The organism is Glycomyces rhizosphaerae, from assembly GCF_042647865.1.
GTDB classification, from domain to species: domain Bacteria; phylum Actinomycetota; class Actinomycetes; order Mycobacteriales; family Micromonosporaceae; genus Glycomyces; species Glycomyces rhizosphaerae.
On the sequence record NZ_JBHRWO010000018.1, the window covers coordinates 60,028 to 82,821 of the forward strand.

Annotated in this window: 17 protein-coding genes; 13 read left to right on the plus strand and 4 right to left on the minus strand. The window is 68.9% G+C overall.

All coding sequences use genetic code 11. From position 1 onward, the window contains the following. Nucleotides 1-64: 64 nt before the first annotated feature. Nucleotides 65-448, plus strand: coding sequence for a hypothetical protein (locus ACFO8M_RS18295; protein WP_387978198.1), 384 nt, complete (start codon nucleotides 65-67; stop codon nucleotides 446-448). A 149-nt stretch (nucleotides 449-597) separates the two neighbouring features. Next, nucleotides 598-2,586, plus strand: a complete 1,989-nt coding sequence (locus ACFO8M_RS18300) for a hypothetical protein (RefSeq protein WP_387978200.1) — start codon at nucleotides 598-600, stop codon at nucleotides 2,584-2,586. A gap of 239 nt (nucleotides 2,587-2,825) precedes the next feature. Here ACFO8M_RS18300 and ACFO8M_RS18305 read toward each other — a convergent pair whose 3' ends face one another. Further along, nucleotides 2,826-4,046, minus strand: a complete 1,221-nt coding sequence (locus tag ACFO8M_RS18305) for a DUF2786 domain-containing protein (RefSeq protein ID WP_387978202.1) — start codon at nucleotides 4,044-4,046, stop codon at nucleotides 2,826-2,828. Nucleotides 4,047-4,338: 292 nt separating this feature from the next. Here ACFO8M_RS18305 and ACFO8M_RS18310 point away from each other — a divergent pair, with 292 nt between their 5' ends. Then, entirely contained in the window at nucleotides 4,339-4,794 is a 456-nt protein-coding gene (locus ACFO8M_RS18310) for an HIT family protein (RefSeq protein ID WP_387978204.1), read from the plus strand. Between the two features lie 46 nt (nucleotides 4,795-4,840). Here ACFO8M_RS18310 and ACFO8M_RS18315 read toward each other — a convergent pair whose 3' ends face one another. Together ACFO8M_RS18315 and ACFO8M_RS18320 are read right to left on the minus strand one after the other, a co-directional pair. Continuing rightward, nucleotides 4,841-5,524, minus strand: coding sequence for an SDR family NAD(P)-dependent oxidoreductase (locus ACFO8M_RS18315; protein ID WP_387978205.1), 684 nt, complete (start codon nucleotides 5,522-5,524; stop codon nucleotides 4,841-4,843). A 92-nt stretch (nucleotides 5,525-5,616) separates the two neighbouring features. Then, nucleotides 5,617-6,006 (minus strand): VOC family protein, encoded by a 390-nt coding sequence (locus tag ACFO8M_RS18320; RefSeq protein WP_387978207.1) that lies wholly within the window; start codon nucleotides 6,004-6,006, stop codon nucleotides 5,617-5,619. A 204-nt stretch (nucleotides 6,007-6,210) separates the two neighbouring features. Here ACFO8M_RS18320 and ACFO8M_RS18325 point away from each other — a divergent pair, with 204 nt between their 5' ends. The 5 genes from ACFO8M_RS18325 to ACFO8M_RS18345 all read left to right on the plus strand — a co-directional run bounded on the left by ACFO8M_RS18325 (nucleotide 6,211) and on the right by ACFO8M_RS18345 (nucleotide 15,088). Further along, nucleotides 6,211-6,960, plus strand: a complete 750-nt coding sequence (locus ACFO8M_RS18325; protein ID WP_387978209.1) for a hypothetical protein — start codon at nucleotides 6,211-6,213, stop codon at nucleotides 6,958-6,960. Nucleotides 6,961-7,043: 83 nt separating this feature from the next. Continuing rightward, on the plus strand, nucleotides 7,044-8,576 hold the full coding sequence (locus tag ACFO8M_RS18330) for a TIGR02677 family protein (RefSeq protein WP_387978211.1): 1,533 nt from the start codon (nucleotides 7,044-7,046) through the stop codon (nucleotides 8,574-8,576). Continuing rightward, on the plus strand, nucleotides 8,573-9,883 hold the full coding sequence (locus ACFO8M_RS18335) for a DUF2398 family protein (RefSeq protein WP_387978213.1): 1,311 nt from the start codon (nucleotides 8,573-8,575) through the stop codon (nucleotides 9,881-9,883). The genes ACFO8M_RS18330 and ACFO8M_RS18335 overlap by 4 nt, the downstream gene beginning before the upstream one ends. Then, the gene (locus ACFO8M_RS18340) at nucleotides 9,880-13,917 is read left to right on the plus strand and encodes a TIGR02680 family protein (protein ID WP_387978215.1); all 4,038 of its coding nucleotides are present in this window, start codon (nucleotides 9,880-9,882) and stop codon (nucleotides 13,915-13,917) included. The genes ACFO8M_RS18335 and ACFO8M_RS18340 overlap by 4 nt, the downstream gene beginning before the upstream one ends. Further along, entirely contained in the window at nucleotides 13,907-15,088 is a 1,182-nt protein-coding gene (locus tag ACFO8M_RS18345; protein ID WP_387978216.1) for a DUF2399 domain-containing protein, read from the plus strand. The genes ACFO8M_RS18340 and ACFO8M_RS18345 overlap by 11 nt, the downstream gene beginning before the upstream one ends. A 17-nt stretch (nucleotides 15,089-15,105) precedes the next feature. On the opposite strand, the gene ACFO8M_RS18350 is transcribed toward ACFO8M_RS18345, so the two are convergent. Further along, nucleotides 15,106-15,828, minus strand: coding sequence for a hypothetical protein (locus tag ACFO8M_RS18350; protein ID WP_387978218.1), 723 nt, complete (start codon nucleotides 15,826-15,828; stop codon nucleotides 15,106-15,108). A 9-nt stretch (nucleotides 15,829-15,837) separates the two neighbouring features. Here ACFO8M_RS18350 and ACFO8M_RS18355 point away from each other — a divergent pair, with 9 nt between their 5' ends. The 5 genes from ACFO8M_RS18355 (at nucleotide 15,838) to ACFO8M_RS18375 (ending at nucleotide 22,236) form a co-directional block, all read left to right on the plus strand. Continuing rightward, on the plus strand, nucleotides 15,838-17,643 hold the full coding sequence (locus tag ACFO8M_RS18355) for an SDR family oxidoreductase (RefSeq protein WP_387978220.1): 1,806 nt from the start codon (nucleotides 15,838-15,840) through the stop codon (nucleotides 17,641-17,643). Nucleotides 17,644-18,061: 418 nt separating this feature from the next. Beyond that, entirely contained in the window at nucleotides 18,062-19,408 is a 1,347-nt protein-coding gene (locus ACFO8M_RS18360) for an extracellular catalytic domain type 1 short-chain-length polyhydroxyalkanoate depolymerase (protein WP_387978221.1), read from the plus strand. Beyond that, nucleotides 19,405-20,391: an ABC transporter permease gene (locus tag ACFO8M_RS18365; protein WP_387978223.1), complete on the plus strand. Its 987-nt coding sequence runs from the start codon at nucleotides 19,405-19,407 to the stop codon at nucleotides 20,389-20,391. The genes ACFO8M_RS18360 and ACFO8M_RS18365 overlap by 4 nt, the downstream gene beginning before the upstream one ends. Before the next feature lie 34 nt (nucleotides 20,392-20,425). Beyond that, complete coding sequence (locus tag ACFO8M_RS18370; protein WP_387978225.1) at nucleotides 20,426-21,451, plus strand: ABC transporter substrate-binding protein; 1,026 nt, start codon at nucleotides 20,426-20,428, stop codon at nucleotides 21,449-21,451. Then, entirely contained in the window at nucleotides 21,448-22,236 is a 789-nt protein-coding gene (locus ACFO8M_RS18375; protein ID WP_387978226.1) for an ATP-binding cassette domain-containing protein, read from the plus strand. Before ACFO8M_RS18370 ends, ACFO8M_RS18375 begins: the two co-directional genes overlap by 4 nt. The last annotated feature ends 558 nt before the right edge of the window (nucleotides 22,237-22,794 follow it).

The following is a 22,794-nucleotide window of genomic DNA, read 5'->3' on the forward strand; positions in this document are numbered from 1 at the left end:
TTCCCCGCCCAAACCCCCATTCCAAGCAAGGATCCCCGACAACCTCGCCCAGAAGGGACCCTAGATGAACGCCTCCGCAGGTGGAACCCACTTCCACGGCAACTCCATCATCGGCATCCAGAACACCGGCGGCACGATCCACAACGTCCAGGTCAATCAACAGGGCGCCCATGCGGGGCCAAAGACCGCGACGCAGCAAGCGGCCGACATCGTCGAAACCCTGACCAGAAGAATCGAGGAGGCCCGGCTCCGCGGCGAGCTTCCCGCCGACGACGCCGATGACGCCATCGCGATCCTCACGGGTAAGCAAATCGATGCCGCAACCGAGGAGTCCCGCTCTGGACTGGTCCGGTTCCTCCAACGCGTGAGTGGCATCGTCGGCGGCAGCGCCGCCGCAGTGAAGGCGGTTGCGGAAGCCACCGACGCGATCAAGGCCATCGGCCAATGAATGGCGCCTCGGTCAACTCCAACGGGGAGACGCCGATCGGCATCGACAACGAAGGCGGTGTCATCCACAATGTCAGCATCTACCAGCAGATACCGACCGATAATCCGACCCGGAATCTCCAGATCGGCATCGACCTGCTCGGTGCGAGAGTGCCCCGCCGCGCCGCGCAATTCCTTTCGGCCGCCTACGAGGGTGGCCTGAAGTCGAACCAGTTGTACTTCTACTGGGCGCTGTCGATCTTGAGCGGCCGTTCAGACATCGACCTGTCAGGCGAGGAGTTCGACCAGCTCCAGCACTGCATCGATGCGACCGACCACGAACAGGCCGATTCGTGGTCACAGGGCGTCGAAGTAGTCGGCGGATTGTTGTGGGCATCGGGCCTGAACCGTACCGCTGGAACCGATCAGGACGCCATCGATCAAGTACTGCTCCAGACGCGCAAGCTCGACCCCGATGTCAGGAGCGAGGTGCTACTGCACCTGGACCGGATCGTCAGCGGCTCGGTCTTCGACTACTTGTGGGAGGACCACCGTGCCGACGTCGAACGCCGTCGGCACGCCGGAGATCGAGAGCGCCGGGTCCCGAAGTTCTTCATCCACGACCCGCTGCCGCCCAAGATGCCCGCGGCGGTCCCGTACAAGTCCAGGCCCGGAGCCAAGGCGAGTGTGGCCGGAGGCCTCGCGATCGCGCTCTTCGTGGCGCTGCCCATGGCCCTCGGCTTCCCCGGCGGAGGCGCCACTATCGCGCTGCTCGCCGCTACCGCCGCGTCGACGACGCTAATCGCCTACTTCGGACGACCGCTCGCATTGCGCACCAAGCGAATGCAAGATCGCCGCGCCGAAATGCACGGTAGCGGCATCTACCTCAACTGGGCGCCCTTGAATCACCGGCAGACCACGTTCAACAGTTCGTTCGCGAACCTGCTGAAGGTCGCGTTCGAAGTACGTACGCCGACTGGTTACACCCCGAACCGGTGGCTCGCCGCCACCCAGGACTTCCGCCTGACGGCGGCCTACCGCGTCACTCTCCTGTACTGCCAGGGCGACACAAGACCGAGCGAACTGCGCTGGCTAGCCGACCACCTCGCGAAAGAGCAGGCCGGCCACCACGAGAGCGGGCTGCTCTGGGACCCGCAGTACGGTGTGCCGCCGGAGACCGAGGCCCAATGGGGGGTCATCGGCGGCATCTGTCTGTTCGGTGCGACGGTGCTGATCGCCGGGGTATCGACAGGCGCGCTCGGGTTCCTCGCAGTCCTCGTTTCTGCGGCTGCCATCGCAGGTGCCCTATGGTTGATCCTCCCCAACGCCATCGAGCTCGCGATCGGACGCCGCTACTACGCGGAACGCCTCGAGCGCGCAGAGGAGGCACTCCAGCGGGCCCGGCAGTCGCACGCGGAATGGGCCGAATGGCTGTCAGACCGGCCCAGCGACCCCGAGATGGCCCAATGGCTGGCTGCCGACCTGAACTGGCTGCGGATCGAAGCGATGGAGGCGCTGCGCCTCCCGCACCAGGACGTCATCGCGCATTTCGCAATCTCGGAATCGGCCGAGGACGCCAAAGCCGCGCGGGTGCCGTTCGGACCGACCCGCTACTCGTCCTACAACCTGAGGATCTTCCTGCTCACCGAAAACGGCGTGCGGGTCTACACGGCCACGCTCAACTTCAGCAACGGCTCGCACCTTCTCCCCGGCACGGACAACTTCCAGTACGAAAAGATCGTCTCGGCCAGAGTCGTGGAGATCGGGGTCCACTACGGAGGCAGACGCCGCATGGTCGTCGACCTGGAGCAGGCCGCGTACCAGGGGTACCGCGACTTCACACTGGCCCATGCGCTCAACCTGCAGATCCACGGAAGAGAGCTGAGGATCATCATTGGCGCGAACCACGGTGAGGCACTAGTCAAAGGTGAAGGCGAAGACGCGGGGTCGCTGCTTTCCCTGGATCTCGAATCGTCCGGTATCGAGGAAGGCCTGCGCATCCTGCAAGCAGTCGCAGGCGAAGGCCGAGGTTGGATCGAGACCGAGCGCGCCCGCCAGCGCCACTACATCAAACAGCAGCGGCGCGGCCCCTCCGGTCTCGATGTCTCCCCCACGGGTCGAACGCTGGAGTTGGACGCCCAGGAGAGTGGCGGCCACTGAGTAACCCCGAAACGACTGCCGCGCAAGCACAGTCGCCGCACGATGAGATTCGACCAACGTCCGCCCACACCCTCCGTAATTCGAGGAACAGTACGACTGAGCAGCATCACCCAACTATCGAACGCGCTGGTTCGCTGTCGACGAGTACCAGCGCGAGTAGAAGTAGGGCCGCGAGAACAACGAAGAGCTGCCGCGAGCGTGCGCTCCTCGACCTCGCGGTAGCCCGAGAAGGGCCGCTGTCAGCGGGTCCGGAGTTCTTCGGCCCCTTGGAGTCTGGCGCGGTCGGCTGCGGCTCGGCCGGCGATGTGGCCCTCGTAGTCGCTGATCCGCGTGGCGGCCCGGAACGTCAGGTTCGGGAACAGCTCCTCGGTCTTGGCGTCCACGGCTTCGCGCCGCAACTGCATCACCGGGACCAGGTCGGTTCCGGTCTCTTCGGCGACTTCGCGGACCGTGGCCTCGGCGGAGTCGGCCAGCCGCTCGCCGATTCGGACGGCGAACGATGCCAGGAACGACTGCCGGAACGAACGCGTCCGTGACCGGCCTGCGCTGTCCTGCTTCGCTCCTGCCCGAGTCATCGCGGACGTCGCCTGCACCATCAGCGAGTTGTACAGCAGCTCCACCGAGCGGAGGTTCGTTCGCCCACCGATCACGGTGGAGAACCCGGCGGCCAAGGAGTACACCGCTCGGCATCCGTTCGCGTCGGCCACGACGTGCAGCAGCTCGGATTTCGGTTTCTCGTAAGGCTTTTCGATGTAGACGCGCAACGCGGCGGCCTCCAGTGCCGCGTCCTGGGTCTCCGCCAGCAGTGCCTCGTTGATCGAGTGCCTGGCGATGAGCTGCTGGGCCTTCGCGGTGAACGCCTCAGCCTCGGCGTCGGAGTCCGTCGATTCGGCCTTGGCCAGCAGCGCCCGGATCTTCTCGTACACTTTGGACGACTCCGCCCCGTCGCCGCGCACCGAACTCGGGTGCCCGCCCGGACGCGGCTGGACCATCGGGATCGGCTGAAGGTCGGCGAGGGTGTACAGCGCCTCCAGCATCGGCGCGGCGGCCGCGATCCAGGCCGGACCTTCGCAGCTTTCGAGCACTTCCTTGGCGGACTCCGACGCCGAGCGCTCAGCGAGCGATTCCCGCTGCGCGCTCCACAGGTCGCTCAGTTGCGCCTCCGCATAGCGCCGCAGTTCGGAGCGCATGAGCGTCGCGGCGGCCTTCACCGCGGGGGTGGAGGCGTCCTTTGCCATGAGGCTGAGCACATCCCGGGGCATCCAGCCGCGGTTCCATGCCTGGCCGACCGCGTCTTCGGCCATCGTGTCGATTGCGGCACCTACGGCTTCGGGCCAGCGGGCGTGCGCCATCGCTCGGGAGAGCTGCCGCGCGGACTCCTCCCAGGTGGGGGCATTGCACTCACCGCAAGGACATGCGTCAGTCATGATCTGGACGAGGACGTAGCGGGCCTGGACCACGAGCTCCTCCCAGGTGAAGGGACCTGGAGTTGCACTTCGGTCTCTGAGGCGGCGCTTGAGTTTCTCCCGTGATTTGGCCTTACGTCGCTTCTGGTTGTCCCGTCCCATGTCGCACCTCCAGGCTCGCCCTGCATGGCCTAACGGTTGGAGCCGCGATCGGCAACGGCTGGACTCCGGTGAAGCAGGCTACAGGAGCGAAACGGGCGGGGATGGTGGCACCATTCCGCCATTGGCGCGGCATGACGACTTCGCTCTGCGGTCGCTGGGCGCTCCCGGTGGCAGAATCGAGATCATGAGTTGGCCCGACGACTGGCAGGACCGCGTGAGCGGGGCGGTGTGCAGGTTCTGCACCGAGGGACGACCTTCGGAGTCACGTGTCGGTCTGCGTTTCCACGCCGGCGAGGTGACGGATGCGTATCTCGCTCGACGGGCGATGGTGCGCGGCTATGCGGTCGTCATCTGGAGAGGTCGGCATGTGGTCGAGCCGCACCATCTGTCCGCAGAGGAATCGGTCCGGTTTCACGGCGAGGTGATGCGGGTGGGCGCGGCGATCGAGCAGCACTTCCAGCCGCTGAAGATCAACTACATGACGCTGGGCAACGGAATGCCGCACCTGCACACGCATGTCACCGCCCGGTACCGGGACGACCCGGCGCCTGGCGGCCCACTTCCCAACGGGCCCATGCGTGAGGTGCCGGCTGATCGACTCTTCCAGGATGCGGCCGCTCTCGCGCGGTTGCTTCGCTGACGGCGGACCGGAACGCGGAACCGTCGTTCAGCGCCGCGTCACGGAGTTACCAGGGGGCGTGTGAACCGTCGGGCAGCAGGCATGATCCGTGATCGGCGGGGCCGAGTCGCTCGATGAGGTCGACCACGCCGGGGATCGCCGCTTCGAGCGGGGTGGCCTTCTCGGCATGGCCGGTCATGTCGGTCTGCAGGTAGCCGGGCCACAGGGCCGCCACGATCGGTCCGGTGTCGGCGACTTCGACGGCGATCATCTTCGTCAGCGCGTTGAGCGCGTATCGGCTGGCGACGAACGCGTGGTTCTCTGTACGGGTGAGGCTGCCGATCGGCCTGGTGGGCATCGTGAGGTTCACCAGCCGAGCGTCCGGGCGCAGCAGGTTGAGGAACCGCCGGGCCATCAACATCGGCCCGACCGTGTTGACACGCAACACTTCGAGCATCCGCGGCCCGTCGACCTCGGCGAGCCCAGAGCTCGGCTCGAGAACCCCTGCGTTGTTGACGAGGCGATCGAGTCCGCCGTGGGACGCGATGACATCCGCGGCGTCCTCGATGTCTCGCTGTGATCGGACGTCGAGAGGCACGATCACGAGTCCGTCTGCGGCCAAGGCGTGCAAGGCCGATGCGTTCTCGGGGTCACGGACACCCGCGAATACTCGAGCGCCCCTCTTCAGATACTCGCGAGTCAGCGCAAATCCGATACCGCGGCTCGCTCCGGTGATCAGTACATCGGCCACAACGGCATGTTATCCACGCACTGCTCGCCTGCGTCCGCCCGCGTTTCGTCCTGCCGATCGGCTGAGATGCGGCAGGCCGCCGGGCGGACCGCTCATCGGGTCGGCCATCCGCCATAGGGGACGGTGATCAGCTCGAGGTTGTGGCCGTTGGGATCGAGGAAGTACACGCCGCGGCCGCCGTCGTTGCGGTTGATCTCGCCTTCGCGCCGGTGCGACGGATCGGCCCAGTAGGTCAGGTTCCGCGCCCGGATCTTGGCGAAAGCGGCGTCGAAGTCCTCGTCGGAGACCAGGAAGGCGTAGTGCTGCGGGGTGATGTCGCCCTTCGGCGCGGTCGCGAAATCGAGCCCGACGCCGTTGGCGGTGGTGACCTGGACGAACGGGCCGAATGTCGTGGTGCCGAGTCCGAGCAGGTCGGCCAGGAACTCGGCCGAGGCCCGCTTGTCCTCGGCGTAGACGATCGTGTGGTTCAGTTCGATGCTCATCGCGTTCCTCGCAATCGTGCGGGCGCTCGACCGCCCGCCGGAAGCCGACGCGGCCGAAAACGGCCCTTCCACAGGATAGGCGCCATCGCTGCGTGACCGAGCCGGAAGCGGCCCGGCCAGGGGAAGCCTGTGTGACCATGTCCAGATGGACAGGCAGGCAGCAGGGCGAGGCGCCGTCGTCATGCGGTTGATCGGCTGACGGCCATGGGTGCATGGTTCAGCGACCGGATCATCGACGCAGGGCGACTGCCGTTGTTCTGCTTCTTCTCCGGCATGGTGGTCGGGTTCCTGTTCATCCGCCTGTCGGTCCGCATGATCAGGGCCGACGTGCGCTGGTGGCCAGGCAATGTCACGCCCGGAGACATGCACCTCCACCATATGGTGTTCGGACTCGGATTCATGGTTCTCGGCGGAGTCGCCGGGCTGGCCGTCCCGGACGATCTCGAGGGATGGACGGCGGCCGCGGCCGCGCTCTTCGGCATCGGCACCGCGCTCGTGATCGACGAGTTCGCCCTGATCCTCCATCTCGACGACGTCTACTGGTCCGAACAGGGCCGGATCTCGGTGGACGCCGTGTTCGGGATCATCGCGGTCACCGCGTTGCTGCTCTTGGGCCTGCATCCGTTCTTCGGGTTCGAACCCGACAAGAACCTCTCGGGCGCCTGGCAGGCATGGCCCCTGTTGATCGGGCTCGGCCTGGCCGTGATCACCGTGCTCAAGGGCAAGATCTGGACCGCGGTGTTCGGTGTATTCATGCTGCTGCCGCTGCTGCTCGGCGCGATCCGGCTGGCGCGTCCGCAATCGCCTTGGGCGCGATGGCGCTACCGGGCCGACCGGCCACGTGGGGCCCGCAAGTCCGAGCGAGCGTTCAAGCGCGAGAACCGACTGCACCGGCCGGTCGATCAGCTCAAGAACCGCCTCCAAGACCTGGTCGCGGGGCGCCTCCGCCAGTGAACCGGTCAGCGGTGTGCGAGCGGCCGCTGCTAGCGTTATTGAGGTTCGCTTCCATACCGTGATCGGAAGACTTCGATACAGCAGTGACCGACTCCCCTACGTACGCTTTCGGGCTGGATGCGGTCGGGCTCGACGACCGCATGCGGCTGTTCAGCTTCGTCACCGCCCCTGAACGGCACGACTACCTTTGGGTGCTGCGCGCCATCGACCGGGCCCGTGCGAATTACCAGGTCGTGCTGTCGACCGAGGCGGTCTCACAGGCGCTCGACGAGCTCGCCGAGCGAGACGGCAGTTGCCCCGGCAGCGATGAGCTCGATCTGGCCGCCCGCTTGGACGCCCTCGACGACTGGGGTGTGCTGGACCGGACCCAGGATGCGGCCCGGGCGGTCACGATCGCCGAGTACCGGCGCCGCCACTCGGTCTACCAGTTCACCGAGGCCGGCCACCGGGCCTTCACCGCGGTGGAGTCGGTGCTCGGGGCGACGATGGAAGAGACCTCCTTGTCCCGCACCGTGTTCCGGGACCTGCTGGAGGACCTCGAACAGCTTGCGGCGGCCAATAGAAGCGGTGACGGCGACACGGTCCTGCGGCGGTTCCGGCGCATCGACGGCTCACTGAACGAGGTCGCCGAGCAGGCCGCCCGGTTCTACGCCATGATCGGGGACCTGACGCGCACCACCGAGGTGAACGCGGCGATCTTCCAGACCCACAAGGACGCGCTCATCAGCCACCTGCGGGACTTCCACAACGAGCTCCAGCGGTATTCCCCGCTGTTGTTCGAGGCGGCGACGGCGGTCGAGGACAGCGGGATCGACCGGTTGGTGGAGACCGCGGCCGAGCACGACGGCCGGCCGTTCGGGACCTATGCGGACCGGCTCGCGGACTGGCGGCGCCGGTGGGAAGGCGTCAAGGCGTGGCTCGCCCCGCCTTCGGTGGAGCTCGGATCCGAGGTCGATCGGCTCTCGCACGCCACGTTCAATGCGATCTCCGACATCACCGGCATGGTCCGGCAGCTCGCCGACGCCCGGCGCGGCGGTGTCAGCCGCGAGTCGCAGCTGCGGCACCTGGCCGCGTGGTTCGTGAACGCGCCCACCATGAACGCGGCACACGCGCTCTTCGACGCCGTGTTCGACCTCGGCGGGCCGCTGCACGTCAACCGGCCGTATGAGGAGCCCGAGATCCATGCCACCGCGGCGTCGTGGTGGGACACCGACGCGGTCGAGTTGTCGAAGACGCTGCTTGAGAAGGGCCGGTCCACCGGCAACCGCGACACGCGCGGCGTGAAAGTGAGACGCGACGAGGCGGCCCGGCGGCGGCTCCGGGAGGAGCAGATGGAGCAGGTGCGCGGCGACCGGGAGTCGGCACTGGCGATGGCCGACGAAGCGCGGACCGGCTTCGAGGGCACCGTGTTGGACGACCGGCAGCTGGGTCTGCTGCTGCGCCTGATCGACAAGGCCGTGTCGGAGCGGCGCGGTCCGCTGCGGCACACGGTCTCGGCGGTCTCACACGGCATCCGGCTGTCGATCTCGCCGGCGGAGGGCGACACGGTCGTCGCCGCAAAGAGCGGCACGCTGCGGCTCGCGGGCCTCTCGCTCACAGTGGAGCGGACGCGATGAGCCGGTACGCCCGGGAGATCTCGGACTACCAGCTGTCCGATTATCAGCAGGCGGTCCGGGCACTCCTGAAGACGCCGTTCGTCACCGCGACCTACCCCGATCACAAGACCATCGGGCGGGTCCGCCGGTTCTCCGAGACGCTCGCGCTCGACCTGCGCGAAGCGTTCGGCTACCAGCTGGTGCTGCGCGGCGACACCGCGCGCCTCCTGCGCGTCAAGGACCGGCTCGACCCCGGCCAGCCCGCGCGGACCCGGACCGGGCGCGCCTTCGACCGCCGCCGCTACGCCTACCTGTCGCTGATCACGGCGCTGCTGGCGCGATGCGGCGCGCAGACCACCGTCAGCGAACTCGCCGCGCTGCTCAAGGGTGATGCGAACCGGATCACCGCCCTCGGGTTCGACGACGTCGACTACCAGCACCGGCGCGCGTTCGTCGACGCCGTCGCCTGGCTGGAGGAGCGATCGGTCGTCCGCGCCGCCGATGGATCCTCCGACGCTTGGGCGTCCGATCCCGACCAGCAGGACGCGCTGTACGACGTGGACCGCGACGCCCTGTTCGCGCTTTGGCGCTCGCGGGTCATGCTCCAGTCGGTATCGAGCACAGGTGAACTGCTCGGCGAGCCGGTCGCCACCGACTCCGAGTCGGTGCTCAAGGAGCGGGCCGGGCAGGCCGCACGGCGGGCGGTCGTGGAGCAGCCTGTCGCCTACTACGCCGAACATCCCGACGCGGTCGTCAACCACTTGCGCGGCAGCGCCATCGTGGAAGACCTGCAGCGGCTGACCGGCCTCGTCTTCGAGCGGCGGCGCGAAGGCGTGCTCTTGGTGGACACGGCCAGGCTCAGCGTCGAGGCCTTCCCGAGGGAGGGCGCGGTGGCGAATGCGGCACTGCTGCTGCTCGTCGCCTGCAGCGACCTCCATGTGGACCCGGACGTGGCGACGGCCGAGCGGGAGGTGCCGACCGTGCTCGGTGAGCGGCTGCGACTGGAGATCGACGAGGCGATTCCAGTGACCGGGAACTTCGCGAGCGAGAAGGAGGCTGCTTCGGCCGCCGCACCGAGCGCCGCAGCCGTGGTGCTCCCGTTCCTGCCGGACAAGGCCGTGCACGACGCGTTCGGCGACATCCTGATCCGGTTCGCGAAGAACTTCGGACGGGACCATCACGAGGCGCCGATGCTGCTGCTGCGCGACGCGATCGATCTGCTCGAACGATTCAGGCTGGCCCGCAGGGTCGAAGGCGGCATCGCACTGGAACCGCTGGCCGGCCGCTACCGCAACACCGTCTTCCGCGAGGAGCACCAGCGCGAATGAAGGAACCACGCTACGCCCCGACCAGGGCCGGGATCATCGGCTTGTGGGACTACGCGGACGAGGAGTTCGTGTTCGCCGACGGTTGGCTGGTGCTGCGCGGCCCCAACGGCTCCGGCAAGACCAAGGCGCTGGAGATGCTGTTCCCGTTTCTGCTGGACGGCAACATCTCTCCGCGACGGTTGAACCCGTTCGCCTCGCAGGACCGCACGATGAAGTCCAATCTGCTGTTCGGCGGCAAGGAGAACGGCATGGGCTACGTGTGGATGGAGTTCTCCGACGGGGAACGCCACCGCACGATCGGGATCGGACTGCGCGCCGCCAAGCACCAGGACGCGGTCAAGCGCTGGCACTTCGTGGTCGAAGGGCGCGTCGGCGTCGACTTCGGCCTCATCGGCCCCGACGACCGCGTCTGCAACCGCAAGGAGATGATCGCCCAGTTCCCCGAGGGCACGGTGGTGGATGCGCCGCGCGAGTACCGCGACCGGGTCAACGCCGCGCTCTTCGGTCTGGAGACCGAACGCTACGAGCAGATGCTCGAGCTGGTGCTGACGCTGCGCAGGCCGCAGCTCGCGAAGGAGCTCGACCCCGAGTCGCTCTCGGACACGCTGTCGGAGGGGCTGCGTCCGATCGACGAGAAGCTCGTCGTCGACGCCGCGAAGTCCTTCGAGGACATGGAGGAGGTCGCCAAGACGCTCGCGAGCCTGCGATCGGCCGACGAGCAGGTGGGCGAATTCCTGACCCGGTACGGCACCTATGTGCGGGCGCAGGCGAAGCTGGCGGTCGACGGCGTCGCCGCGCGCCTCGATGCGGTCGACACCGCGCTCGACGCGGAGGCCGAGGCCGAGGCGCGCGCGAGGAAGGCCGGCGAGGAACTGGAGCGGCTCACCGAGATCGCCGGCGCGGCCGCCGATCACGTCGGTGAACTGGAGGGCGCGCTTCAGGGGCTCAAGGACTCCGACGCCTACCGTTCCCGCTTGGAACTGGAGGACCTGCGCCGCTCCGTCGCCTCGGCCGAAGAGCAGGCGAGCGTTCTCGCGGAGACGGCTCGCACCCAGGCCGAGGAGCTTGAGAAGGCCAACGCCGAAGTCGGTGAACTCGCCGAACAGACCGAAACCGCTGCCGCCGCAGTGGAACTGCGATCCGGCGAGACCGCGGGCTTCGCGGAGCGAGGCGGCATCGAATGGAGTTTCATCGACGACGCCGAACGGCTGCGCCGCGGTGCGGCGGCGGCCAGTGAGGAACGCGGCGAGGACATCCGCAAGGTCGCCGAAGCCGGCAAGGCGCTGGATGCGGCGACCGCGCAGCGCAAGACGGATGAGGAGCGGACCGAGACCGCCGAGTCGAACCTCGAGGCGGCCGCGACGGCGTTGACGGCCGCACACGAAGCCGTGGTCGGCGAGCGCGCCGGGCTCGAACGATCGCTGGACGACTGGGCCCGCGAGCACGGCGACGCACTCAAGGTCGACCTGCGGGAGGAAGCGCTCGCGTGGGCCGCGGAAGCCGACGCCGAGACCGCGCCGCATCTGCGGGAACGGGCGATCGAACGCACCCGGGCCGCGCGAAGCGCGATCGAGCAGCGCATGCACGAGCTGCGGACGCGCCTGGGCGGCGTCACCGGCATGATCGGTTCGAAGCGGATCGAGTGGGAGCAGATCCGCGACGAACGCGACGATGCGCCGCCTCCGCCGCATTGGCGCGACCGGCATCGCGACGGGCGGGCCGGAGCGCCCCTGTGGCAGCGGGTGCGTTTCAAGGAGAACGTCGACGACCGCGACGCCGCCGCCATCGAAGCCGCGCTCGAAGCGGCTGGCGTCCTCGACGCCTGGCTCGGGGACATCGCAGACGCGTCGGACCACGCGCTCAGGCCGCTGCCGAGAGCGTCGCGGCCGAGCGGGGCCACGCTCGCCGAGTACTTGGAGTGCGAGGACGACACCGAGACGTTCCCGGTGCAGGACATCCTGGCATCGATCGCCGTTCATCCATTGGGGAGCAACGAGGGCACCGCTTACTCGATCGTGGACCTGTCCGGCCGGTTCGCGCATGGAGCCGTCACGGGTCGCGCGGGCAAACCGTCCCCGGAGTTCATCGGCGCCACCGCACGCCGACGCCGACGCGAGCGCCGGATGCGGGAGCTCGAGGAGCAGATCGAAGCGCTGCAAGGCGAAGCCGGTGAAATTCAGGTAGCCGTCGACGGCTGCGAGTCGGAGGTCCAGGCACTGGATGCGGCCCTGCGCGCCATGCCCCGCACCACCGGCCTGGTCCGGGCACTGCACCACGTCACGACTCGAGAGCTGTTCCGCGCCGAGCGGGCAGGGGACCTCGAGAAGGCAAGAGCCGCACTGGAACAGGCCGTGGCACGGCAACACGAAGCGGCGCAGCGGCTTCAGGAGGCCGAACGGCGGCACGAACTCGCCCGGAGCAACCTCGAGTCGGTCCGCCGAGCGGTGGCCGACTTCGAAGTCTCCGTGCGGGATCTGCTGACCTCGATGCGAACGCACGCGGACTTCGGGCAGCGGCTCAAGCGGCAGCAGGAGCGAGCGGACCGCCTCGTGCCGATGGTGCAGACCATCAGCACCAGAGCCCGGTCAGCAGAAGAGGAGCATCGGCGGCTGCGATCGCGGCTCATATCGATCGAGCGGAGCCTCGACGCCGACACCGCCTCCGTGTTCGAACAGATCGCGGCACTCGACGGCGAAGTCAAGCAGGCGAGGCTCGCGGCGAAGGAAGCCGACCGGCTGCGGGAAGCGGGCGTGGGCGCCAAGAGCGCCGCCGGTGCCAATGCCGAGGCCGCCGCCGAGCGGACCGTGGACGCCATAGGCGAAGCCCGGGTCGCGAGCTTCGCATTGCGTCCGTTCTGCGATGACGATCTGCTCGACATCCTCGGCTGCCCGACCGGCCACCGCTGGCCCGAAACCGATATGGCCCCGGAGAAGGAAGTGCTTCCGGCCGCTGTCGCCGCGCTGCTCGCCGACCTCCGCTCGGCGACATCCGATGTGCAGGCCACCGAGAACAGCGCCAAGGCCGCCACCACCATCGTCACCACCCGGCTCCAGGAGGTCATGGCCCAGCTCCCGGCGACCGGCTTGGACCATCACCTCAGCTGGGACAACGCGAGCGGCATCATCAGGGTCGAGGTCGACACCGATGAGGGCAGGCAGGCGGTCGGCCGCTACGGGCGCTGGCTCCACGAGCAGCGGGAGGAGCAGGGGCAGCTCCTCACCGAGAAGGAGCAGCACGTCCTCGAGGACGCACTGCTGACGTCGCTGACCGGTCAGATCCACCAGCGCGTCCTCGAGTCCCGCGACCTGGTCGATCAGATGGACCTGGCCATGCGCGAGCGGCGGACCTCCTCCGGGCTGCGGCTCGGCGTCTCATGGCTGCTCAAGGACTTCGAGCCCGCCGAGCGAGAGTTGTTCTCCCTGTTCAACGCCGCCCCGGCGAAGCTGTCGACGATGATGCCGCAGATCCGCAAGTACTTCGCCGACCGGATCAAGCAGGAGCGGGCGCGGCGAAGGTCGGAGACCACGTACCGGGACCTGCTCGCGGAGATCCTCGATTACAGGAGATGGCGCAAGTTCGAGTTCACGCTGGTGCGTCCCGACGGCCAGAAGCAGCGGCTCACCAAGCGCGTGCACTCGCAGCTGTCGGGCGGTGAGCAGTCGGTGGCGCTGCACCTGCCGCTGTTCGCCGCCGCGAACGCCGTGTTCGGTTCGGCCGCCGCGCACGCCCCGCGCATGATCGGCCTGGACGAGGCGTTCGCCGGTGTCGACGAGAAGGGCCGCGGTGAGCTGATGAGCCTGGCCGCCGAGTTCGACCTCCAGATGGTCATGACCGGATACGACCTGTGGGCGACGTTCCCCGAAGTCGAAGGGGCGGCGCACTACTCGCTGAGCCACGATGAGGCGACCGCGACGGTCTCGGCGATGCTGATGGTGTGGAACGGTTCGGAGAACACCGAGGCGCACGACTACGACGGTTCGCTGGCCGCGGCGCTCGGCTCGCCGGGGACCCGGGCGGTGCCGCATGGGGAATGAGCTCGGCCCTGAATGGGGGCGGCTGCTGAAGGCGGCCGCCGCGGCCATGGAACGCGAGGCGCGCAGCTTCTCCGTCTCCGACCCCGACACCGCCGAACGCCACCTGATCATCGGGATCACCGGAAGGCATCGACGTGCCTCGCAGCAGACGCTGCGGCTCACCGTGGAGGAGCTGGAGGCGTATGTCGCAGTGGAGTTCGGGTGCGATCTCAAGTCGTTGATCCTCGCCGAGCTGGGCGTCGAGATCGGCGCGGCGCGGCGCAGCCGGCTCGAACGGGAGGCCGGCGTGGCGCGGATCCTCGACGAGGCCGGGGCCTCGTCGCTCTCCCGGCGCGACTGGTTCGCCCGTTGGCTGGACTCGCTGCGGTCGAACGGCGTGCTTTCGGAACTCGCGCGCGATGGAGCGAGCCTGCGCCCGATGATCCGGGTCCTGGAGTCGCTGCCGGCCGACGACGAGCCGCTGCCGGTGCTCGCCGAGCGGCTGTTGGAGGACACGAAGGCGCTCTCATCAGGACGGTCGAGAAGCATGCTGCTGCGTGCCCTGTCCCTGTGGCGCGGCATCGAGTACCCCGGGGACGCCGAGTCTGAACGGGAGCTGCTGGAGTGGGCGGGTCTGGTCTCCGACGACATCGCCAGCCAGGTGCTCGTGCTCAACGTCCCCGTCACCGGTGGTGCAGTGGGCGAATGGTTGCGTTCGGCCCGCGGCGTTCCGTTCCGGCTCACTCTCCAGCAGCTGCGACGGGAGCCGTTCGCCGTCGACGTGCCGGTCGTCAGCATCGTGGAGAATCCGTCGATCGTCCGAGCCGCCGCCGACGCGATGGGCCCTGACTGCCCGCCGCTGGTGTGCACAGAAGGGGTGCCCTCGGCCGCGGTGTACCGGCTCCTTGGAGCCGCAGGTACAGCTCGGCTCCTTTGGAGGGCCGACTTCGACTGGGCGGGCCTCCGCATCGTCAAGCGCGGGCTCGAGCGGTTCGCCAACGCCGAACCATGGCGCATGTCGGCTGAGGACTACCGCTCTGGCGCCAAAGGCATCGCCCTCCGCGGAAGCCGCGTCGAGCCCCCTTGGGATCATCGACTGGGCGAGTTCATGGCCGCCGAGGGGCGAGCGGTGATGGAGGAGAGTCTGATCGGCCTCCTGCTGCAGGATCTTCGCGAGTGCGCGCTCCGCTGATCTGATCGTTCATCAGGTCAGGGGAGGAGGTCCGACGTGTCGCGTCCGTTGCCCGCTCGCCAGAACTCCCAGGTCCGCCGGGTGTTCGGCAGGTCGGGGCGGTCGAGCAGCCAGAGGACGTATCCGGCGTGGAGCCTCGCCCACGGGTCGTCTGCGTCCGCGGCTGCTTCGAGTTTCATGCGCAGGCCCGGGCCGTCGATGGCGCGGGCGACGTGGACATATTCGCGGTCCTTGCACCGGTAGGCCCGCCGGACCGCCAGGTCGATCAACTCCCCCAGCTTCGCCTGCGCCGCCGCGGGGAGGTCGGGGTCCGCCAGTTTCCGGATGAGGCGTGCCTTGGAGCCCCATTTCTTCGCATGAGTGGTCCACTCCTGCGGGTACCGCGCTTCCCATTCGAGGTAGAGCAGGGCGTACGGGAGGCCCGGCCAGTCACCGAGAGCGCCCGACGGCCGGTTCCAGAGGGCATCGGGCAGCACGTGCTGCATGGCGTCGCGGTGGGCCTCGTACGCCTCGGCGAGCGGGAGCACCCAGGTTTCGATCCGGCCGTTGGGGTGGTTCAGGTCGAAGGTCTCATTGAAATGCTTGAGCGCCTTGCTGACGCGTTCGCGCGCCTGCGCGTGGCCCATGTGGGCGGCGGCCCGGTCCAGCGGGTCGTCGGCGATGAGCCCGTACGCCCAGCCCAGCCGGGAGTCCCAGGCCCGTCCGTCAGCATCGGGCTCGGTCGTCATCGCATCGTTCACGGATCGATCATGGCGCATTGGCTGCGCGAGCGGCAGCAGCCCTTACGCGGCGGCGGGTGCGGTTCTCATGTTCGGACCTCGGGTGCGCCGCGCGCGTGCGAGGCTCGTTCGGGGGCGGGCCCCGCGCCCGATGGCGTTGCGAGTTTGGGAGTCGACGACGTGACAGGAGTGAGCGAGCCGCGAGCGGACATCACGGCGCCGAGCGGTGCCGAGCCGCTGTACCGCTGGACGCCCGCCCGCGCGGATGCGACCGCGCCCCTGGTGCTGCTGCTCGGGGCCACCGGGTACATCGGAGGGCGGCTGCTGCCGCGGCTGCTCAACGCCGGGTACCGGGTCCGCCTGCTCACCAGGCGGCCGGAGCGGGCGCGCGATTTCGCGGGGTCCGACGCTGTCGAGGTGGTCACGGGCGATGCCGCCGACGAGGACGCGGTGCAGCGCGCGATGGAGGGGGTCACCTTCGCGTACCACCTGGTCCACTCGATGACCGACAGCCGTGATTTCCGGCGTATCGACCGCACCATCGCGAGGAACGTCGCCACTGCCGCCGAGGAGGCCGGCGTGCGGCGGCTGGTGTATCTCGGGGGTCTCTCCCCGCGATCTGGGCCGCTCTCCGCGCACCTGGCGTCGCGACGTGAAGTGGGCGAGATCCTTCGCAGCTCGCGGGTGCCCGCGCTGGTGCTCCAGGCAGGCGTGGTGATCGGGTCGGGGTCGGCCTCGTTCGAGATGATCCGGCATCTGACCGAGGTGCTGCCGGTGATGACCGCGCCGAGGTGGGTCCGCAACCGCATCCAGCCGATCGCGATTCGGGATGTCCTGCACTATCTGCTGTGTGCGCTGAAGGTCGGCGATGACGCGAGCGGCGCGTTCGACATCGGCGGTCCCGACGTGCTGCGCTACGACCAGATGATGAACCGGTACGCGCGGCTCGCCGGTCTGCCGCGCCGCCGTATCTGGGCGCTGCCGGTGCTGACGCCGCGCCTCGCGTCGCACTGGGTCGGTCTCGTGACCCCGGTGCCGCGCAACCTCGCCCGGCCGCTCGTGGAATCCCTCCAGCACGACTGCGTCATGCACGACCATCGCATCGACCAGCTCATCCCTCCGCCGCCCGGCGGACTCACCTCGTATGACGACGCGTTGCGACTCGCTCTGGGGCGCATCGAGGTCGACCGGGTGGAGACGAGCTGGGCCGACGCGACAGTGGCGCAGGCACCGAGCGACCCGCTGCCGAGCGACCCGGAGTGGGCCGGGCGGGCGGTCTACACCGATGTCCGCGCGGTCGAGACGACGGCGAGCCCGGAGGCACTGTGGAGGGTGATCGAGGGTATCGGCGGTGAGAACGGCTGGTATTCGACACCGCTGCTGTGGGCGCTCCGGGGGTGGAGCGACCGTGTGTTCGGCGGGGTGGGCCTCAAGCGGGGGCGCCGGAGCCGCTCGGCGCTGCGGGTCGGCGACGTGATCGATTTCTGGCGGGTCGAGGTGTGCGAGCCGGGTCGGCTGCTGCGGCTGCGCGCCGAGATGCGGCTCCCCGGCCTCGCCTGGCTGGACCTCTCGTGCGAGGCGAATGCACGCACGCGATACCGCCAGCGAGCGGTCTTCTTCCCGCGCGGGCTCTCGGGGCGGCTCTACTGGCTCGCGGTGCTGCCGTTCCACGGCCTGGTGTTCTCCGGCATGGCGCGCCGAATCGTGGCGATCGCCGAAAGCGAGGACCGAGGCGCACGACTACGACGGTTAGCCCGCCGCGGCGCTCGGCTCGCCGGGGACCCGGGCCGTGCCGCATGGAGACTGAACTCGGCGCCGAATGGCGGCGGCTGCTGAAGGCGGCCGCAGCAGCCATGGAACGCGAGGCACGCAGCTTCTCCGTCTCCGACCCCGACACCGCCGAACGCCACCTCGTCATCGGGATCACCGGAAGGCATCGACGCGCCTCGCGGCAGACGCTGCAATGGAGCTGCATAGGACCGTCGGTGGGCCGAAGTTCAAGGCCTTTGCCCCGCTGATTCGCCTGCGCTCCATCGATGTGTACGGCCGGCCCGGCCCGGCGGTGGTCGAGCGCCTTCATGGGCGAAGTCGCTCTGTGACGTTGAAAGGCCCACCCACGCCGCCGGGCCGGGGCGGATGTCTTGACGTCATACGTCTTATGTCAGTACGCTGTGAAGTCCGGCGTATCGATATACATGTATTGATCGATGCTTTCGGGCGCGTTCGAACCGATTCCGCAAGGAGGCATCGACCGATGCGACGATTGATCCGGGCGGCCGTCGCGGCCCTGCTGGCGCTGCCTTTGGCGGTCAGCACAGTGCTCCTGGCGGCCAGTCCCGCATCGGCGGCCTCGCTGACCCGGGTGACCGACTTCGGCAGCAACCCGACCAGTCTCGGCATGTACCTCTACGTCCCCGACAACGTCGCGCCCGAACCGGCACTGCTCGTCCTCGTCCACTATTGCGGCGGTTCGGCCGGCGCCGTCTTCGGCGGCAACGGGCGCGATTACGTGGCCGCCGCCGACCGGTACGGGTACGTCATCGTCATCCCCGAGGCCACGCGCGACGGCCGCTGCTTCGACGTCTCGACCCGGGCGGGCCTCACCCGCGACGGCGGCAGCGACTCCACCGGCGTCAAGTCGATGGTCGACTGGACGCGGCAGCGATACAACGTGGACCCGGACCGCATCGTGGTCAGCGGGTTCTCCTCGGGCGCCATGATGACGAACGTCCTGGCCGCCCAGTACCCGGACGTCTTCTCCGCCGCCTCGGCCTTCTCCGGCGTGCCGGCCGGATGCTTCGCCACGAACGACGGTTCACTGTGGAACGGGCAGTGCTCCAGCGGCAACATCGTCAAATCGGCCCAGCAGTGGGGCGACACCGCCCGCGCCATGTACCCCGGCTACACCGGCCCCTATCCGCGGATGCAGCTGTGGCACGGCACCGAGGACACCGTGCTGGCCTACCCCAACTACGGGGAGTCGATCAAGCAGTGGACCAACCTGCACGGCCTGAGCCAGACCCCGGCGTTCACCGACCACCCGCAGTCGAGCTGGACCCGGACGCGCCACGGCGCCACCGGAACCCAGGCCACGATCGAGGGCATCAGCATCTCGGGGACCGGCCACACCCTGCCCCAGCCGGGCATGCTCGCGTACGCCATCGCCTTCCTCGGGCTCGACGGCGGCAGCGGCGGCGGCGGGACGACCGTCGGGGCGCTGCGTTCGGCGGCTTCGGGACGGTGCCTGGACGTGCCGAACCAGTCCACGACCAACGGGACGCAGTTGCAGATCTACGACTGCTGGTCGGGAGCGAACCAGCGCTGGACCTACACGGCCGCAGGCGAACTGACGGTGTACGCCGACGGGAACCGACGGTGCCTGGACGCTTCCGGGGGCGGGACGGCGAACGGTACGGCGGCGATCGTCTGGTCGTGCCACGGCGGTGCGAACCAGCGGTGGAACCGCAATGCGAACGGCACGATCACCAACGCCGGGTCCGGACTGTGCCTCGACGTCGCCGGTTCGGCGACCGCGAACGGCACCAAGGTGCAGCTGTGGAGCTGCACAGGCGGCACCAACCAGCGCTGGACCCTGGCATGACCGAACTGCGCGCCCACGCCGTGGAGTGGATGCGGGAGCGGATCGCGGTCGCGGTCTCCGAGTTCACCGCCGCGACCGCGCTGGTCGTGCTGTTCACTGCACTCTGCTTCGCCAGCCCGCACTTCCTCACCGCGGACAACCTGTTCAACATCGGCTCCCAGACCGCCGTCATCGCCGTCATCGCCGTGGCGCAGACGATCGTCATCATCACCAAAGGCATCGACCTGTCCGTCGGATCGGTCGCCGCGCTCTCAGGTGTCATGGGCGCCATCGTGGTCCGCGACCTCGGATTCTCGGTGTGGACGGCGGCCCTCGTCGCGATCGCCGTCGGCACGCTGGCGGGACTCGCCAACGGCGCACTGGTCGCGTTCGCCCGGCTCCCGCCGTTCATCGCCACCCTCGGCATGATGTCCGTCGGGCGCGGCCTGGTCTTCATCGTCACCGGCGCGGTCGGCGTCTACAGCCTCCCGAAGTCCTTCCAGCTCATCGGCAACGGCGTGATCGGCGGCATCCCCTTCGCCGTCGTCGTGACCGCGATCGTCGCCCTCGCCGCCGGGTACCTGCTGTCCGAGTCCCGCTTCGGCCAGCACGTGTACGCCATGGGCTCCAACCTGGAGGCGGCCCGGCGCGCGGGCGTCCCGGTGCGCCGCAACCTCATCGCCGTCTACGCACTCGCCGGATCGCTCGTGGGCCTCGGCGGCATGATCGCCGCCTCCCGGGTCAGCTCCGGCCAGCCCAACTACGGCATCGGCCTCGAACTCGACGTGATCGCCGCCGCCGTCATCGGTGGCGCCAGCCTGTTCGGCGGCCAGGGCCGGATCGCCGGGACGCTCATCGGCGCGTTCCTGATCGCATTGGTGCGCAACGGATCAGTGCTGCTGGGCATCAACATCCACTACCAGCAGGTCATCGTCGGCCTCATCATCTGGGCCGCCGTCTACTTCGACCAGTACCGTCGCCGACGCCTCGAGACCCGCGTCTGAGCGATCCCACCTCGCACTGCGGAAGGAAGAGACCATGGCAAGGAGTACCAAGGCCCGCTTCGGGTTGGCCGTGTTCGCCGCGATGACGGCGCTGGCCGCCGGCGCCTGCGTCGACGTCCGCGACGGCTCGGGCGGCGGCGACACGACCACTGACGGTCCACTGGAGATCGCCGTCGTGCCGAAGGCCGTCGGCCACGAGTTCTGGAACACCGTCCAGGCCGGAGCCGAATGCGCCGCCGAGACCGCCGGGGACGTCACCGTCGAATGGGACGGTGTGGACGCCGAGACCGACGTCGAGGGCCAGTTCGACCTCATCCAGAACTTCGTCACCAAGGACGCGGACGGCATCGTGTACGCCGCCACCGACTCCGCCGCACTGGCCCCGGCCACGCAGAGCGCGCTCGACGCCGGCGTCCCGGTGGCGATGATCGACTCCGGGACCGATCCGCAGCCCGATGAAGTCCCCTTGTACGCCACGGACAACCGCGCCGGTGCGACCGAGGCGGCGAACCTGCTCGCCGAAGCGCTCGGCGAGGGCAGCCACGACGTGGCGCTCATCGAGTTCCAGCCCGGCTCGCAGACCAACACCGAACGGGTCGAGGGCTTCACCGAAGGCCTCTCCGCCCACGAGGGCCTGAACCTGGTCGGCCAGCAGCCCAGCCACAGCGACGTGAACGAGGCCCGCCGGGTCACCGAAGACCTGCTCACCGCGAACCCGGACCTGGCCGGGATCTTCGCTGCCAACGAGCCGAGCGTGCTCGGCGCCGTCCAGGCCGTGGAGGCCGCGGGCCGGACCGGTGAGGTCGTCATCATCGGCTGGGACGCCGCCCCGGACGAGATCGCGGCGCTGCGCGACGGCCAGATCGCCGCGCTGGTGGTGCAGAACCCGTTCAACATGGGCTATCTCGGGGTGGCGAACATGGTCGAGCACCTGCGGGAGGGCACGCCGATGGCCTCGGCCGACACGGGGGTGACCTTCGTGACGCCGGAGAACATCGACACGGCTGAGGTCCAGGCGGTCCTGGAGCCCAGCTGCGACAACCCGCCGGTCGACCAGTGAGCACGGAAACCCCGGTCCTGGAGGCGCGCGGGATCGTCAAGCGCTTCGGGCATGTCGAGGCCCTGCGCGGCGCGAACCTCACGGTCGGGCGCGGCCAGGTGGTCGCGCTCATCGGGGACAACGGCGCCGGGAAGAGCACCTTGATCAAGGTGCTCTCCGGGGTGCACCAGCCGGACGCGGGCGAGATCCTGATCGGCGACAGGGCCGTGCAGTTCTCGTCCCCTGTGGATGCTCGGCGTGAGGGCGTGGAGACGGTCTACCAAGACCTCGCCGTCGCCGACGACCTCAGCGTCGCCGCCAACCTGTATCTGGGGCGGGAGATCATGCGGCGCGGCGCGCTGGGGCGGCTCGGCCTCCTCGACAAGCGGGCGATGCGCCGCGGCGCGGCCGAAGCGCTCGAGCAGCTCGGGGTCAGCATCCCGCGCGTCACCATCCCGACCGGGCTGCTCTCAGGCGGTCAGCGGCAGAGTGTGGCGGTCGCGAGGGCGGTGGTCTGGGCGACCGACGTGGTCATCCTCGACGAGCCGACGGCGGCGCTCGGGGTGGTCCAGACGCAGCGGGTCCTGGAGCTGATCGCGCGAGTCCGCGACGCCGGCATGTCGGTGGTGCTGGTCAGCCACAACATGCCGCAGGTCCTCGAGGTCGCCGACCGGGTCGAGGTCATGCGCCTGGGCCGCCGCACCGCCCGGTTCGCCGCCGGGGAGGCGAGCACCGACGATCTGGTCGCGGCCATGACCGGCGCGCTCGCGACCGAACCCGACGACGGTGAGGCGCATGCGAAATGATCCGGATAAGCGTGTTGCCCGTGCCCGATCAGGCTGCGGCGCAATGGGTGGCGATACGAGCGGCGTGACGGGCATGGCGACGCTCGTCGGAGCGAACGGCAGTCGCGGCGCTGGCCCTTGCTGCTGAGGCCTTCAGGTTGTAGGGGCTTGTGGTCAAACCGGTCAGCGACGGAGAGGTGGGCGGGTGGCCGGGTTGGTAGGTGGCTTGCCGGTCGGGGGTGGGGTGCGGTCAAACCGGGCAGCGACGAGAAGGCGTGTGGCGGGGCGGGGTCGGTTGGCGGGCTCGGCGGGGCTGGATGGCCGGGCGACACTCCCGACCGCGGGGCCGGGGCGGCCGGATGACGTTGCGGCCCAGGCGGTTCGGTGCGAAACATGAGGGTTCTATCCCCGTGTGGGTGTTGCCGGTCTTCCTGACACGGAGGACAATTGAGGTACGCACAAGGGTTGGGAATCCGTACAGGAGTCGGGTTGGTGCAAGCAGACTACGCCAAGCCGATTAGTGTGGGTTGCAGCAGGATTGGTGTCGGGTAGCTCCCGGCCTGGTGCTGTGAGGGAACC

Bases quoted from the DNA above. Each gene is read 5' to 3' on its own strand.
- ACFO8M_RS18295 (WP_387978198.1), top strand. From the start codon at position 65: ATGAACGCCTCCGCAGGTGGAACCCACTTCCACGGCAACTCCATCATC.
- ACFO8M_RS18310 (WP_387978204.1), top strand. From the start codon at position 4,339: ATGAGTTGGCCCGACGACTGGCAGGACCGCGTGAGCGGGGCGGTGTGC.
- ACFO8M_RS18320 (WP_387978207.1), bottom strand. From the start codon at position 6,006: ATGAGCATCGAACTGAACCACACGATCGTCTACGCCGAGGACAAGCGG.
- ACFO8M_RS18325 (WP_387978209.1), top strand. From the start codon at position 6,211: ATGGGTGCATGGTTCAGCGACCGGATCATCGACGCAGGGCGACTGCCG.
- ACFO8M_RS18335 (WP_387978213.1), top strand. From the start codon at position 8,573: ATGAGCCGGTACGCCCGGGAGATCTCGGACTACCAGCTGTCCGATTAT.
- ACFO8M_RS18340 (WP_387978215.1), top strand. From the start codon at position 9,880: ATGAAGGAACCACGCTACGCCCCGACCAGGGCCGGGATCATCGGCTTG.
- ACFO8M_RS18345 (WP_387978216.1), top strand. From the start codon at position 13,907: ATGGGGAATGAGCTCGGCCCTGAATGGGGGCGGCTGCTGAAGGCGGCC.
- ACFO8M_RS18355 (WP_387978220.1), top strand. From the start codon at position 15,838: ATGGCGCATTGGCTGCGCGAGCGGCAGCAGCCCTTACGCGGCGGCGGG.
- ACFO8M_RS18360 (WP_387978221.1), top strand. From the start codon at position 18,062: ATGCGACGATTGATCCGGGCGGCCGTCGCGGCCCTGCTGGCGCTGCCT.
- ACFO8M_RS18365 (WP_387978223.1), top strand. From the start codon at position 19,405: ATGACCGAACTGCGCGCCCACGCCGTGGAGTGGATGCGGGAGCGGATC.
- ACFO8M_RS18370 (WP_387978225.1), top strand. From the start codon at position 20,426: ATGGCAAGGAGTACCAAGGCCCGCTTCGGGTTGGCCGTGTTCGCCGCG.